Source organism: Arthrobacter sp., from assembly GCF_030540645.1.
Taxonomy (GTDB): domain Bacteria; phylum Actinomycetota; class Actinomycetes; order Actinomycetales; family Micrococcaceae; genus Specibacter.
This window is the reverse complement of record NZ_JAUNVV010000032.1, coordinates 19,401-33,983: the sequence shown is the minus strand read 5'-3', so window position 1 is coordinate 33,983 and position 14,583 is coordinate 19,401. Positions and strand designations below refer to the sequence as shown.

Genomic DNA, 14,583 nt, shown 5'->3' with positions numbered 1-14,583 from the left:
GGCACGCTCCGCGCAAAATTGCCTGACACGGGGCAGGAGCGCCATTTCAGCATTCACCGCATTGTGGCTGCGGAGCCGGTGGAGGACAAGCAGGAGGAACCCCATGGCTGACGGGCCCCTGATCGTGCAAGGCGATAAAACAATTCTGTTGGAGGTGTCGCACCCGGATTCCACCGAAGCACGGCACGCAATCGCCGCTTTTGCTGACCTGGAGCGGGCGCCGGAACACATGCACAGCTACCGGATCACGCCGCTGGGCCTGTGGAATGCGCGCGCTGCAGGCTTGGATGCTGAACAGGTTGTTGACACCTTGTTTCACTACTCACGGTATCCAGTGCCGCATGCGCTGCTGCTGGACATTGCCGAGACCATGGCGCGGTATGGGCGGCTACGGCTGGAGAAGGATCCGCAGCACGGACTGGTGCTGCGCAGCGACGACGAACTGATCCTGGCCGAAGTGGCGCACGGCAGGAAGATCGCCGCACTGCTGGGTGCCCGGATCGATGCGCTGTCAGTGGTGGTGCACGGATCCGCCCGCGGCGAGCTCAAGGCGCTGCTCCTGAAGGCTGGCTGGCCCGCTGAGGACCTGGCCGGCTATGTGGACGGGACCTCACACCCCATTGCCCTGACGGAAAACACCGGATCTGCGCCATGGTCGCTACGCCAGTACCAGCGCACTGCCGTGGAAAACTTCTGGGCGGGCGGATCCGGCGTCGTGGTGCTCCCGTGCGGGGCCGGGAAGACGATCGTTGGGGCAGCCGCCATGGCTGCTTCCGGAACCACCACGCTGATCCTTGTCACCAATACTCTCTCGGCCCGGCAGTGGAAGGCCGAACTTCTCAAACGCACCACGTTGACCGAGAACGAGATTGGCGAATATTCCGGTGCCGTGAAGGAACTGCGGCCCGTCACGATCGCCACTTACCAGGTCCTGACCACCAAGCGACACGGCAGCTACCAGCACCTGGACCTACTGGACGCCAACGATTGGGGACTGTTGATCTACGACGAAGTCCACCTGCTGCCGGCACCCATCTTCCGCATGACGGCCGAGCTCCAAGCACGCCGCAGGCTGGGCCTGACCGCCACCTTGGTGCGCGAGGATGGCCGGGAGGGCGAGGTTTTCGCCTTGATCGGGCCCAAACGCTACGACGCGCCGTGGAAGGACATCGAGTCCCAGGGCTACATTGCGCCGGCAGATTGCGTGGAGGTTCGCGTCGATTTGGCCCGCTCGGAGCGCCTAGCCTATGCAACAGCGGACGACGGCGAGAAGTACCGCAGGTGCGCCACGTCCCTGGCCAAGTCCGTGGTGGCCCAGCAGCTGGTGGCAGCCCATGCCGGGGAACAAATCCTTGTCATTGGGCAGTACATTCACCAACTTGACGAGCTGGCCGCCCGCTTGGATGTTCCGTTGATCAAGGGTTCAACGCCCGTTAAGGAGCGTGAGCGGCTCTTTGCCGAGTTCAGGGAAGGACGGATCTCCACGCTGGTGGTCTCCAAGGTGGCAAACTTTTCCATCGATCTGCCTGAAGCTTCCGTGGCCATCCAAGTCTCCGGGGCGTTTGGTTCGCGCCAAGAGGAAGCACAGCGTCTTGGCCGGCTCATGCGGCCCAAGGCTGACGGGCGGACCGCCCGCTTCTACACCCTGGTGGCCCGTGACACCATCGACGCCGACTTTGCCGCCAAACGCCAGCGCTTTCTCGCTGAACAAGGCTATGCGTACAGGATTCTGGACGCCCATGATGTTCCCCGTGCCCCGCAGGATCTTCAGGAGTAAAATCAAGAACTCAGGGACCTCACAGGGCTTCCTGCCGTTCCACCAACCAGGAGGGGCCATGGGCATCGAGGAGTCGGTTGCCGCGCACTACACCAGCGGCACCACTGAGCAGCAAATCCTGGGCAGGCTCGCCGCCGCAGCCACCGTCGAGAAGCCCTTTGACCCTGAGCGTTTTGACGTTGCCGCACTCCACGTCATTGACCAACTGCACGTGGGCGGTCCGGTAGCAACGGCCCGAGTGGCCGAGCGGGCCGGCATCGCTGCAGGCCAGCACGTGCTGGACATCGGTTCAGGGCTTGGCGGGGTGGCCCGCTACCTGGCCCACCACTGTGGAGCCACTGTCCACGGGGTGGAACTGACGGAGGAATTTGTGGCCGTGGCAACGTCTCTGACGCGGCGCACGGGGCTGGCTCATTCAGTTGATTTCACTTTGGGCAACGCCCTGTCCCTGCCCTTTGACGTGGATTCCTTTGACGCTGCCGTTATGTTTCACGTTGGCATGAACATCCAGGACAAAGACACTCTCTTCGGCGAGGCTGCCCGGGTACTGCGGCCGGGGTCCGTCCTGGCCGTGTACGACGTCATGCTGATGGGCGGGGATGTCGAGGAGTACCCCCTGCCGTGGGCCAACACTCCCGGGACGTCCTTTCTGCAACCGCCGCTTGCCTACAGCGACGCGCTGGCCCAGGCCGGTTTCAGCGTTGACTTTGAGGCCCGCACGCCCCTGGCGGAGTCTGCCGCATTTCTTGAAAAAGGTATGACCGGCACCGGCTCCCAAGGGGTGCAGAACACCCAGTTCGCCAATCTGCTGCGTGCCTTCCGCGCAGGCCTGCTCGCACCTGTGGAGATCTACGCGCACCTACCCTGAGCCGCCGCTAGTTTCCGCCGGTCTCCGACAACGAGCGCCCGCCTGCAATGCTGGTTGCCCAGGCATCGTGGAGAGCCAGAAGCTCTGCCGCAATGGAAGGCTCCGTGTCATGAAGATTGGTGGCCTCGGCCGGGTCGGCGGCCAAGTTGCACAGGTAGTAGCCGCTGCCAGGTTCGGCGTGCTCAACGTCCCTGATGGCCTCCGCAACCGGGGAGCCCGGTTCCACCCACTGCAGTTTCCAGTCGCCTTTTCGCACTGACCATTGCCAGCCACAATCCCAGTGCAGTGCCTCGTGTCCGCCAGCTACGCCGTCGGACGCGTCCATTGGTGCCAGCAGATCAAGCCCGTCGGTATGCGCATAAGCGCCCACGTCAGCACCGGCGGCTGCGAGCGCCGTGGGCACGATGTCCATGGAGCTGGTGAGTCCTGTGCGGGTAACACCTGCTGGGACGCGGCCCGGCCAGCGCAGCAGGAACGGGACCCTGACTCCGCCCTCCCACAGCGTGTATTTGGTGCCGCGCAGTGGCAGGTTCACACCATAATTGCACGTGGATCCGCCGTTGTCCGTCAGGTAGATGACAATCGTATCCTCGGCCAAGCCCAGCTCATCCAGCTGGTCCAGGATGAGCCCGATCTGCGCATCCATCAATTCCAACTGGGCCAAATAGTAGGCCCGGCCGTTTTCCAAGTGGGGACTGATGGCGCCGTCGTACCAGTCAATGTATTCCCCGGCACCGGGGTTCCAGTCGTCATAGGCGGGCAGTCCGCGCTTCTGCAGCTCTTCGGCCGGAAGCTGCCAGCAAAAGTTGTGGACGGCGTTGAACGCAACAGTTGCCAAAAAGGGCGTCTCCGCATGGTCGGCGACAAACTGCCGGGTGCGTTCGCCGATGGCATCCGTGAGGAAGCCTTCCAGTTCCTGCGGCTCTTCCCCGTTCCACAGCGGTTGGACGGCCATGGGGAAAGCAGCCTCACCGTAGTCCTGCACCGACTCTTCAGAGTGGTGCAGGTAGTTGAGCCGGCCCATGGACTCCCCGGCCAGCCCGTAGAACGACTCATCATAGCCGTGCTGGGGCGGGGTGCCTCGGTCGCCGCTGTGCTCGGTGCCGTAGTGGACCTTCCCGAAATAGCCGGTGGCGTAGCCTTCACCGCGCAGCAATTCGGCGATCGTAGGCACCTGGGGCGGGCAGATTTCCGAATCCGTGAACCAGCGCGCACCCCACCGCTGCTGGTAGCAGCCAGCGGCAAGCCCGGCCCGCGACGGGGAACAAATGGGCGCCGTGACGTAGGCGTTGGAATAGGAGGCACCCTGCGCGGCGAGACGGTCCAGCGCGGGAGTGCTCACGTCGTCCTGGACGCCCAAGACGGAACGGTCTGCGTAGCCGTGGTCGTCGGAAATGATGACCATGATGTTGGGTTGCCTGGACGTGGCGGGGGTGGTCATGGAGATCCTTCGCGTGTTGGGGTTTGGTGTGGGCCGGGTCTGGCCGTGCTGAAAGGTTTGTCAGGCACGGGTTTGTCAGGCAAGGACCGCTTTGAGTGCGGCAAGGGCCTGGGAAACTGGAGGCAGCTGCGGGTGCCAGGCGCGCTCCCACTCCAGCGAAACCCACGGATCGGCAATACCCTGCGCTGCGGCAAGTTCCGCTGCGAGTGCGTTCATGCGCAGCAGCGGAAGTTCCCCCTCTCCCGGCAGCGTGAGGACCACGTCGTGGGTGCCCGGTGTCCGCACGCCGTCCTTGTACTGCGCGTAGGCCAGCGATTCGGCGAGCAGCGCGGCACTCTGTTCCGGCGTTTCGTCATGTCGCCAAGGATGCATCAGGTCCCAAATGACCTTGACGGGCGCAGCGGCGTCAATCAGGGCCAAGATGCGGGCCACATCGGCAGCACGCGGGTGCGAGTCGTGGGTTTCCAGCAAAATTTCCACCCCCAGTTTGCGGGCGTGCGCGGCCGCGGCATTCAACCTGCGCGCCGCGCGACGATCCGCAGCAGCCATGGCCACCGACGGCTCTTCCCCCACCCCGCACGGTTCAAGCCCGGCCCCCGGGAACACTCGCACCTGCGCACCCTGGCGAGCGTTGCCAGCGGAGAGTCCGGCGGCAAGTTCGACGGCGGCCAGCAGCTCCGCCAGCACCGGATCGTCGGCAGGGTGCCCGGCTTGGGCATCGTCAGCCGCCCCGCCGTCCACCGCCGCGCCGTCAGCCGCCTCGCCGGGGGGGGCACACACACGGACGTAGCTCGCCAGCGCCAGCACTTCGAGCCCGGCACCGGCCAGTTCGGTGGCCACCTCCGAACATGCTGCTCCATCCATGCCGGGATAAATAAACTCGCCCTCGGCGGCCCGCAATTCCAGGCCCGTGGCACCTGCTTCGCGGGCAATGTCGATGACCTGCGTCAGGGAAGCGCCGGGGCAACCTAGAGTGGAAAATGCCAAGGGCATGGTGGGCCTTTCAACAAGATGGCGGAAGTCTCCCCCAACCCTATGATGGAAAACGCTTTCCAACAATGCCCGCAAACACCCCGGCAACATCCGCTGCACACCTTTATTCCTCCCCCTCCGCCGTGGTACGTCTAGTGGATTCAACCTCCCGAAGGAGCAAAAATGGCCAGCACATCCCCCTCCGCACCGAACATCGTCTTCATCCTCAGCGACGACCAGGGCCCCTGGGCATTGGGTTGCGCCGGCAACGAGGAAATCCACACGCCCGTCCTTGACGCCCTTGCGGCAGACGGCACCCGGTTGGAGAACTTCTTTTGCGTATCACCCGTCTGCTCCCCCGCCCGGGCGAGTCTGATGACCGGACAGATTCCCTCCCGGCACGGCGTGCACGACTACCTCACAGGGGTCGAAGTGGGCGCCCAGGCCCCGGACTACCTGGCCGGCCAGGCCATCTTCACCGACATCCTCGCCGATCACGGCTACCGCATGGGGCTGTCTGGAAAGTGGCATCTTGGCGCCAATGACGCTCCGCGGAAGGGATTCGTGCACTGGTACGGTCTCGAGGGCGGCGGAAGCCCCTACCTCGGGGCCACCATGTACCGCAACGGCGCGCGGGAGGAAGTCACTGACTACCTCACCGACATCATCACCGACGACGCCCACGCATTCCTGGACCGGGAGGCCGCCCGCGAGGAGCCGTTCTTCCTGGCGGTCAACTACACGGCCCCGCACAAGCCTTGGAAGGGCCAGCACCCCAGGGAATTCGAGGACCTCTACGCAGATTGCCCCTTCGACAGCTGCCCACAGGAAGAGCCTCATCCGTGGCAGCCCACCGTGAACGGCGTGGCCATCGGCGGGGAACCGGACGTGCGAGCCGCCCTGGTGGGCTACTTTGCCGCCGTCAGCGCCATGGACTCCGCCATTGGCGGCCTCCTAGCGCACCTTGAAAAGCTGGGCATCGCCGAGAACACCCTGGTCATCTTCAGCAGCGACAACGGCTTCAATTGCGGCCACCACGGTGTGTGGGGGAAGGGCAACGGCACGTTCCCCCAAAACATGTACGACTCTTCCGTCAAGGTTCCCGCCATCTTCCACTGGCCCGGGTATATCGCCGCCGGCCGGGTGCGCGGGGAACTGTTCTCCGCCTATGACGTTCCCGCCACCATCCTGGAACTGGCAGGCCTGGACCCGGCCCCCTTCGAGACCGGCCCAGGCACCTCCTTTGCAGCACTCCTACAGGCTCCGGACGGCACTGCCGAAGCGACCGAACGGGCTGAAAACGCCGTCGTCGTGTATGACGAGTACGGTCCCGTGCGCATGATCCGCACCCGCAGCCACAAGTATGTGCACCGCTACCCGCACGGCCCGCACGAGTTGTATGACTTGGTGGCGGATCCCGGGGAACGGCACAACCTGATGGACGACGGCGGCGTGCACCCTGCTCTTGTTGGCTTGCGTTCGCGTATGGCTGGCTGGTTCTCGCAGCACGGCGTGCCTGAATTTGATGGTGCCGCGCTGCCTGTTGCCGGTGCCGGCCAGCACAGTCCGCTCCACAGCGCGGCAGGGCTACCCGACCCGCTCGGGGCGTTTACCGGGCCGAACTGGGACGGCCTCTAGGCCGGGGTACCAGCCCGCAGCTGGAGCGCGGCGTGGCAGCCTGCGCGGCCATTTTGTGAAGTGGCCGCGCATCCCGGAACCGCTACACCGGTTCGACCGGTTCGAGCCTCAGCGCGATCATGTTCACGCCGCCGCGGTCCCACTTCGAGTCAACAACCGGCAAATCTTCGATAGTGATCTTCTGCCCGCCTGTTTTGAACACGTGGAGCAGTCCTATCTCACTGCGGACGACCTTCCAATAATGCAGGATCGGGTAGGGCTCTTCGCCATCCCTGCGCAGCGTGAACGGTGTTCGGCCAGCTTCCGAATCCAGGGTTCCCGTCAAACCGTCAGCCCACCATTGCGGGTCGAAGTTGCCGAACGTCTCCTTGCTCAGAAGCACCACACGGTACTCGCCAGGGGTTGCCATGGTGAAGTTCCACTGCAGCGATGCATCGGCACCAGTTTCTGCGTTCCAGACATCGAGCCGAAGGGGTGAACCCGGGACCTGCACGATGTCCTGGGCGGCTTCCGGCAACTCGGCGAAGGCCAGCTCCACCGTTCGCGGCAGGCCATCGGCGGGCGCGGCGAGTTCCACGGTGAGAAGCGGCCCCATGCCGTCGGTTTCTGTCAGGGTGAAAGGCAGCAGTGTGTCCGTGCCCAGATCACGCACGGAGTCAGGTGTGCTTGCAATGCCTCGCAGGGACAGTTCCTGCTTGCCGTGATCAGCAACGTGCAGATACAGAGATGATTTCCCGGTAGTCACATGGCCCCAGTCAAAGCTGGAGGCAAAGGGCGAGGGCCCCGCACCACGGATGGCGGGTACGGCCCGCTGCATCCACGTGCCGATGCCCGCGAACTGCTGCCTGACTTTTTCTGGAATGGCACCGCTGGCGTCAGGCCCGGCGTTAAGCAGAAGATTTCCACCGCGACTGACCGTGTACGCCAGAGTCTCACAGAGGCTGGCCACTGGTTTCCAGCCCGCTGCGAGCGTGGAAAATCCCCAGCTGTCGTTCGTGGTCGCAGCCGTTTCCCAGTCCCCTGCGGGCAGGAAGTTGTTGAAGTAATTGTCATCCATGGAGTTGTAGTCGGCGTCGACCCCGCCACCGAGCCGGCTGTTGATGACTGCGCCTGGCTGCAGTTCCCGCACCATGTCAAAAGCTTCCTTGGCGCACTCGGCAGGGATGCCGCTGGGCATGTCAAACCACATCAGTCCGATGTCGCCGTAGTTGCTGAGGATTTCGCGCAGCTGCGGTGCCGCCTTGCGCCGCCAGTAACTGTGAAAATCTCCCTTCGCGGTGTCGAAGTCCCAGCTATTGCAGCTGGGCCCCACCGCATCCGGATCTTCCCAATCTATGGTTTGGGAATAGTAGATTCCCAGCATGATGCCGTACTCGGCGCACGCTTCCGCGATTTCAGCCAACGGGTCGCGCTGAAACGGGGTGGCATCGACGATGTTGTATGCGGAAACCTGCGAATGGTACATGGCGAACCCGTCATGATGCTTCGCCGTGTAGACAAAATACTTGGCCCCTGCTTCCGCGGCCATGCGCACCCAGTCCCGGGCATTGAAATCGGCAGGGTTGAAGGTCTTGGCGAGCTCGGCATACTCCGACAGGGGGATCTTGGCCTTGAATTGGATCCATTCGGCCAGCCCTTCGACATGCTTTCCGTGCCACAGCCCGCCGAGGATGGAGGATATGCCCCAGTGCACAAAGACCCCGAACTTTGCCTCCGCCCACGGCTGCCGCCGCGCGATGTCTTCAGGTGCCTGGCGAACCACCGAGGGGCCGTGGACGCCCTCATCGGCGGTTGGTGCAATAAAGGTGGAGTTGGACAATTTTGAGGGGATTGTAGACGGCATGCTCACAACATTACCCTCAGCTGGCCACGGCCACGGCTCACTACCGATTGTCGATTTCATGACGTTCGTCTGGTTCCAATTCTGCTTATTTTGTCTAGTTGTAGCTATTTCTTTGCACGGATGAGACCGGCAGCATCCAGCTGCCGGTCTCATCCTGATGCACCGGAGGTTCTACGCCTTGGTCAGGCGCAATTCGGTCGGCAGGCCATTCGCGCAGTTCACCGTGACCTTGGTCGTGTGGTGTCCGGCATTCGCCTTCACACCATCAGTACCGGACTTCCACCGGCCATCCAGTTCAACCGTGATCTTGCTGCCCTGGCTGGGCGAGCCACGCCACGGGGTCCCAAACGGTGACTGTGCCGGGTCGGATTTGTCCTTGCCGTTGTAGAAGCGCAGGTCCGGGTCCGTCACTGACAGGAGCATCTCGGCGCCGTCGGGTTGGACCAGCACCACCGAGGGGGTGTCAACCGCCTTCACCACACCGTCGGTGAGCTTCTTACTCGATTCGAACACCGCATGTGCAGTGATTCCGGTGGCCCGGTCCTGCACCACATGTGCGGTGTCGTCGTGCCGCAACACCTTGTACGGAGCCTTGTCGCGTCGGCCCATGTCGGAGGTGAAGGACGTCATCGACTCGGCCGTCGCACCCACCACCATCGCATACTCGTAGGTTCCGCGCTTCGGCCTGTTCCCGTGGTCGAGCACTGCTGTGGCATAAGGCAGCGTGCCCTCTGTCTTGGCGCTCTGGTCCGGTGCGGTCTGCACAGCCCTGGCTACCTGAAGCTGCTGGCCGCCAGGCACGTAGTAGCCCACGTTTTGCGGGTCCACCAGCCATACCGGTGTATCCAATTTTCCGGCGTTGCTGTACGGCACGGCCGTGATCGCACCGCTGCGTGAATCCTGCGTCGGCGCGGACGTATCCGCCAGATGGCACTGGAACAACGTCGTTTGGGTGCTGTGCTTGCGGTCATGATTCTCAATCCCGCTTCCGAGGGCCACCACCCGGTTATCGAACATGAACACCGACTTGCGGGCGTAGAACGAGCCGTCGTACACGGCGCTTTCGTGCAAGCTCATCAGGAATGCGCCGTTTGCGCCGTTGATCGTGCCGCCGCCACCCAAGCGCTGGTCGGACAGCAGCATCTCCTCACCCAACGGGTTGATGGTCGTGTCCAACAGCTCAAATGGCAGCTGGATGGCAGTGGTGCCGGGGAACCTGTTCCAGTCCCAGCCCGGCTGCACAAAACCAGAGTCGGCATTGTTGACCGGGTCACCGCCGCTCATCACCTGCACGTGGCCATAGGTGATGTAGCGGCCGTACTCGTTGGAGCCACCATACATTTCCGTGGACCAGAGGTAGCGGTTGTGCCCGCGCACAGAAACCAGCCAGTTGTCCCGTCGGTGCGAGACGAGTGCTGCATGGTTCATCACCTGGCAGCCTGTCGGATCCGGCTCGGCGACCACGCCTGCGGCCGCCAGCTGCTTCGCCAGCGCAAGCTGCACCGAGAAGGGCTTGGCTGGCAACAACCGCAGGAACGCCGCCCCCACGGCAGGGTCCAGCGCGTGCTTGCCATCCGGGCTGCCCGCCAGGGTCATCGCCTGGTAGGCGTTGAGGCTCAGCGCTTCGGTCCCCGTTGGGTGGCGGTTGGACAGGCTCATCGGGAAGTTGTCCCTGTTGGAGTAGAAACGCATTGCCAGCAGGGCCTGGTTCCACCGCTCGTGTGACTCCTGTGAGACAGCAAAACCGGTGCCGGCGAGCACGGCAATTGCCGGCGAGCCGCCGTTGAGGCCGTCCCGCGCATAGGCTGGATAGTGGCCCATGTGGTGGAAGGTGCTGTTGTCCGGCTTGAATCCGCCCTGGGTCCCGGGCGAGGGCTTGATTGCGTTGTTGAACCACTTCTGCAACAGGTTCAGATTTGCCACCTGGGATGCCTCGCCGTCGGCGATCAAAACGCTGGCCAGCAACCCCATCAGCGTCGTGTTGACGATGTCGAAGATGCCGTTGTAGAACAGGTTGGCGTCCTCCGTCCCCACCCGGAACTTGCCCAGGCCCACCATCCAGTTGAGGGTTGCCCGCGCGTCGACGAGCCGCCCGCGCGAGGCCAACAGGTCCCGCATCAGCCAGACCGAGTTGTAGAATCCCCTGTTCTGATACCCCAGGTGGTGAATGGTCCCCTGTGCGCTGCCTTCAGCCCATCCCTGGTCTTGGAAGAAGTCGAGCAGCCGGAGATACAGGTCGGCCAGCCGGCCCTGCAGGGCGGCGTCCGTCGCTGAGTCGTACGCCCCGGCAACCGCATACATCTGGTCGGTGAACGCCTGCAGCCCAATGGTGGGGGCGAGGCGGTTTATGTCCGCGGCGACGGCCGGCGGGTAGATTGAGGTCTGGTAGCCGTTGATCGGCTTCCCGCTACCGAGCACTCCGGCCTGCGGCACCCCAAGTGAATCAATTTTCGCCACGAGCGCGTCAACGGAAGCCGCCGTGATCGTCGCCGGTTTGCGGACTGAGGCCTGGAACGCGTCCTTGACGGCGGCGAGGTCGGCCAGCTGAGCCGCGGTCGGGACCGGCTTCGGCAGGGGCTTTGCCTCCTGCTTGGAGAACCACAGCAGGTCCTGCCAGTGCTGGTTCGCGTCCGTGTGGACGCCCGGGTTGACGAAAGGCACCTGCTGGTCGGGGGTGGGGAGGTTGGACCGCAGCGGCCGGTTGACGATCAACTGGTCAAGATGGAGCGTGCCAGCACTGGATGGCGCCACGAAACGCAGCGTGTCCATGTCATTGCGCGCCTTCCCCTTCATGTCCTGGTAACGGATCCAGGCGGTCCGCCACCCAGTGAAGTTCAGGTTCATTTCACACCAGGCATCCGTGCGCTTCCCGCGGCCGGCTTCGATGCGAAGCGTGCCGGTTGAAGCGGTGGACTGGTAAATCCAGAACGCCAACGTGTTCACGTCGTAACCGATGTCTGCTCCGTTGCCGCCCGAGCCATCTGAGGGGGGCACAATCCCCAAGTCAGCCTCCACGACAAGGGTGGACGCCGACTTATAGTCCCATCGCAGGCTGGAATTGCCCGTGTGGTTCACAGCGGAAACAATGCTCAACGGCGACTTGTCAGAAGTGCTGAACTGTGACGGAACCGCTGTCTCCAGCAGGAATACGGGCGGTTTGAGGGCCATTGCATTGGCTTCAAGCTCCGCCAGCGTTGCAGGTGGTTCAGTGGGAAGCGGCGGGGTTGTCGGAGGCGGGGTCTTATGCGCGGCAAGGGTGTCCGCGTTCGCTGGCGACAACGGAACGACGGCGATGGTGACCGCGCCGGCTGCTGCGACAGTGAGCAGTCCGCGACGGCTGATTTCCATGGGTGGGCGGGACATGTGGTTCTTCTTCCTGATAAGTACTCCTGGTAAACGGGTGTGATTCAGTGCACATCCACCGCAGAGAACGAATCAAGGACCAATTGAACATCCATCCAAAAATGATGCTTTTTCATCCCATCGGCCCATCACAGCACGCATAAAAGTCCGCAATATTGTCCACATGGACAGTGCTGTGAACTAGTGCTTTATTCCTTTCTTCCAGTCGGGCTTAGCTGCGAAGCAACCCCCACAACCTGCACCGTTTCAGGCTGTGTACGAGCAAAGGACTTCTGCATTGACGCACGAACCATCCCGGCGACACATCCTGCAAGGCACCGCCGCACTGACGTTCGCTGGCCTGCTCACGGCCGGTTTCGCCCCCCTTGCCCAGGCCGCCGAGACAACAACCCCCAACGATCTTGACGCCCTGCGGGAACGCTGGGTGGACCAGATCACGGGTCGCAAGCTGATCGACCTAGCCGACCCCGTCTTCACGGCGGCCGTGGCAGCCCAGGACCGGGCAGTGGCAAAATCCGCCTCGCTGCTCGCGCCCCGGCCCGGCCAGCTGGGCGTCTTCACCGACGCCCCGTTTTCGGCAGAAGCGAAAATTGTCACCACCTACCAGCGGCTGGCTCAGATGGCCACTGCCTGGGCCACCCCCGGATCCAGATATTTAGGCGACACAACGCTGCTGAGCCAGATCATCGGAGCGCTGGAAGACGGCAACACGTACATCTACAACGAGGCCCAGCCCGAATACGGCAACTGGTGGTCCTGGGAGATCGGCACCCCCAAGGCCCTCACGGACACCCTCGCCATCCTGGGCAGCAACGTCAGTGCCGAACTGCTCGCCAAGTACTGCGCCGCCATAGATCATTTCATCCCCGATCCCACCATGCAGTTCCCCGACTCCCGCGGCAAGATCCTCTCCGAAGGCGCCAACCGGGTGGACATCTGCCAGGCGATCATCGTCCGTTCCATAGTCGGCGCGGACACGGCGCGGCTGGCAGCCGCCATCACGGCACTGAGCCCAGTGTGGCAGTACGTCACGTCCGGCAACGGCTTCTACGCGGACGGTTCCTTTGTCCAGCACACCACCATCCCGTACACCGGCACGTACGGGGTGGTGCTCCTGGGCGGGTTGGCGAAACTCTTTTCGCTGCTGGGCGGATCCGACCACGCTGTGAGTGACCCCACACGGAGCATCCTGTTCGACACGGTGGAGGATTCCTTTGCCCCGTTCCTGCACGACGGGTTGATGATGGACTCCGTCCGGGGGCGGGCCATCTCACGGACCCAGGAACGCGGTTTCAACGACGGCACCACCACCATCGAGGCCATCCTGTGGCTGGCCCGTGCCGTGGATGCGGCCACCGCCACCCGTTGGCGGGCGTTGTGCAAGGGTGCGGTAACGCGCAACAAGTACAGCGACCCGCTGACAGGCGCGTCCATTCCTCGAACAGCCCTGTTCAAGGAACTCTCCGCTTCAACCGCCCCCGTCGCTGCAGAACCACTGGGGCACAGCTTCTTCCCCGGCATGGATCGCTCCGTCTACCGGGGCAGCGGTTGGGCCTTTGCACTGGGCCTGTCCAGCCGGCGGACTACGTGGTACGAATGCGGCAACGGCGAGAACAACCTTGGCGCCCAGACCGGTTCCGGCATGGCCTACCTCTACGCTGGCGACCAAGGGCACTTCGACGACGATTTCTGGCCCACGGCAAACCTCAGCCGCCTGCCCGGAATCACCGCGGACACTACGCCGCTGCCACCCAAAGTGGAAGGCGAATGGGGTGGCAGAACTCCACAAAACGAGTGGACCGGCGGTGTCACGCTGGATGAAACTGGTGCCGTGGGCATGCACCTGATCGGCCCGGGCGGAACGGGCTTGCAGGCCCGAAAAGCTTGGTTCTACACGAAGGACATGGTGGTGGCGCTCGGCGCTGACATCCACACGGCAAGCGGCTCCGCCGTCGAAAGCGTCATGGAACACCGCAACTTGGGAGCCAATGGCGGGCAGCCGATTACCGTAGCTGGCCATCCGCATACCGCCGCAACAGGCACCCCGGCGCGTTACAGTCACGCGAAGTGGGCGCACGTTGAAGGGACCGGCGGCTACCTCCTGCTGGGCAAGGAGGAGCTGACTGTCCTGCGCGAACAGCGCACGGGCGCGTGGAAGGACATCAACACCGGAGGAACACCCACCGTCGTCGCCCGGCAGTACGCAACGCTTCTCTTCGAGCACGGCGTGGCACCATCAGCCGCATCGTATGCTTATGCGCTGCTGCCCGGTGCTTCAGCCAAGCAGACGGAAAAGGCCTCCCGCAAGGACGCACCCAGAGTGCTGCGCAACGATTCCGTGGGTCAGGGAGTGGAGCTGGGAAAGAAGGCCGTTGCCGCCGTGTTTTGGCAGGCAGGCACGGTGGGATCCATCTCCGCGGACAAGGCCTCGTGCGTCCAGTGGGAAGGTAATCCCGGCCAGGGCAAACTAGCCGTTTCCGATCCCACTCAGGTAGCCGAGAGCATCACCGTGACGCTCAAGGGCCTCAAGTACCGGCGCATCACTTCCGGCACAGGGGCCACGTTAAGCTCTGACAGACACGGAAACACGGTGATTGTCGTTTCCACCGGCGGGTTGGCGGGCCGCCCTGCCACCGTCAAGCTGCACCGTTAGAGTCGGCACCGCCAAGTCGCACCGCCAA

Annotated in this window: 8 protein-coding genes; 4 read left to right on the top strand and 4 right to left on the bottom strand. The window is 63.5% G+C overall.

Annotation, left to right across the window (positions count from 1 at the left end; translation table 11 throughout):
• The first annotated feature begins 103 nt into the window (after positions 1-103).
• Positions 104-1,777, top strand: coding sequence for a DNA repair helicase XPB (locus Q4P21_RS08075; protein WP_303388275.1), 1,674 nt, complete (start codon positions 104-106; stop codon positions 1,775-1,777).
• Positions 1,740-2,645, top strand: a complete 906-nt coding sequence (locus tag Q4P21_RS08070; protein WP_303388274.1) for a class I SAM-dependent methyltransferase — start codon at positions 1,740-1,742, stop codon at positions 2,643-2,645. The genes Q4P21_RS08075 and Q4P21_RS08070 overlap by 38 nt, the downstream gene beginning before the upstream one ends.
• A gap of 7 nt (positions 2,646-2,652) precedes the next feature.
• Here the strand turns inward: Q4P21_RS08070 and Q4P21_RS08065 are convergent, their stop codons facing one another.
• Together Q4P21_RS08065 and Q4P21_RS08060 are read right to left on the bottom strand one after the other, a co-directional pair.
• Positions 2,653-4,086 carry a sulfatase gene (locus Q4P21_RS08065; RefSeq protein WP_303388273.1) on the bottom strand — a complete coding sequence of 478 codons (1,434 nt, stop codon included), beginning with the start codon at positions 4,084-4,086 and terminating at the stop codon, positions 2,653-2,655.
• A gap of 75 nt (positions 4,087-4,161) precedes the next feature.
• Positions 4,162-5,079, bottom strand: a complete 918-nt coding sequence (locus Q4P21_RS08060) for a sugar phosphate isomerase/epimerase (RefSeq protein ID WP_303388272.1) — start codon at positions 5,077-5,079, stop codon at positions 4,162-4,164.
• A 162-nt stretch (positions 5,080-5,241) separates the two neighbouring features.
• Between Q4P21_RS08060 and Q4P21_RS08055 the strand changes: the two genes are divergently transcribed.
• Positions 5,242-6,696, top strand: a complete 1,455-nt coding sequence (locus tag Q4P21_RS08055) for a sulfatase-like hydrolase/transferase (RefSeq protein ID WP_303388271.1) — start codon at positions 5,242-5,244, stop codon at positions 6,694-6,696.
• An 82-nt stretch (positions 6,697-6,778) separates the two neighbouring features.
• On the opposite strand, the gene Q4P21_RS08050 is transcribed toward Q4P21_RS08055, so the two are convergent.
• Together Q4P21_RS08050 and Q4P21_RS08045 are read right to left on the bottom strand one after the other, a co-directional pair.
• A complete protein-coding gene (locus tag Q4P21_RS08050; RefSeq protein ID WP_303388270.1) occupies positions 6,779-8,539 on the bottom strand; it encodes an alpha-L-fucosidase in 1,761 nt (586 codons plus the stop codon).
• Positions 8,540-8,710: 171 nt separating this feature from the next.
• Positions 8,711-11,902, bottom strand: coding sequence for a chondroitinase family polysaccharide lyase (locus tag Q4P21_RS08045; RefSeq protein ID WP_303388269.1), 3,192 nt, complete (start codon positions 11,900-11,902; stop codon positions 8,711-8,713).
• Positions 11,903-12,179: 277 nt separating this feature from the next.
• Between Q4P21_RS08045 and Q4P21_RS08040 the strand changes: the two genes are divergently transcribed.
• Positions 12,180-14,555, top strand: coding sequence for a polysaccharide lyase 8 family protein (locus Q4P21_RS08040; RefSeq protein ID WP_303388268.1), 2,376 nt, complete (start codon positions 12,180-12,182; stop codon positions 14,553-14,555).
• The last annotated feature ends 28 nt before the right edge of the window (positions 14,556-14,583 follow it).

What these genes read in the sequence shown, in the direction of transcription:
- Q4P21_RS08075 (WP_303388275.1), top strand. Translation starts at nt 104, where the DNA reads ATGGCTGACGGGCCCCTGATCGTGCAAGGCGATAAAACAATTCTGTTG.
- Q4P21_RS08070 (WP_303388274.1), top strand. Translation starts at nt 1,740, where the DNA reads ATGATGTTCCCCGTGCCCCGCAGGATCTTCAGGAGTAAAATCAAGAAC.
- Q4P21_RS08065 (WP_303388273.1), bottom strand. Translation starts at nt 4,086, where the DNA reads ATGACCACCCCCGCCACGTCCAGGCAACCCAACATCATGGTCATCATT.
- Q4P21_RS08060 (WP_303388272.1), bottom strand. Translation starts at nt 5,079, where the DNA reads ATGCCCTTGGCATTTTCCACTCTAGGTTGCCCCGGCGCTTCCCTGACG.
- Q4P21_RS08055 (WP_303388271.1), top strand. Translation starts at nt 5,242, where the DNA reads ATGGCCAGCACATCCCCCTCCGCACCGAACATCGTCTTCATCCTCAGC.
- Q4P21_RS08050 (WP_303388270.1), bottom strand. Translation starts at nt 8,539, where the DNA reads ATGCCGTCTACAATCCCCTCAAAATTGTCCAACTCCACCTTTATTGCA.
- Q4P21_RS08045 (WP_303388269.1), bottom strand. Translation starts at nt 11,902, where the DNA reads ATGTCCCGCCCACCCATGGAAATCAGCCGTCGCGGACTGCTCACTGTC.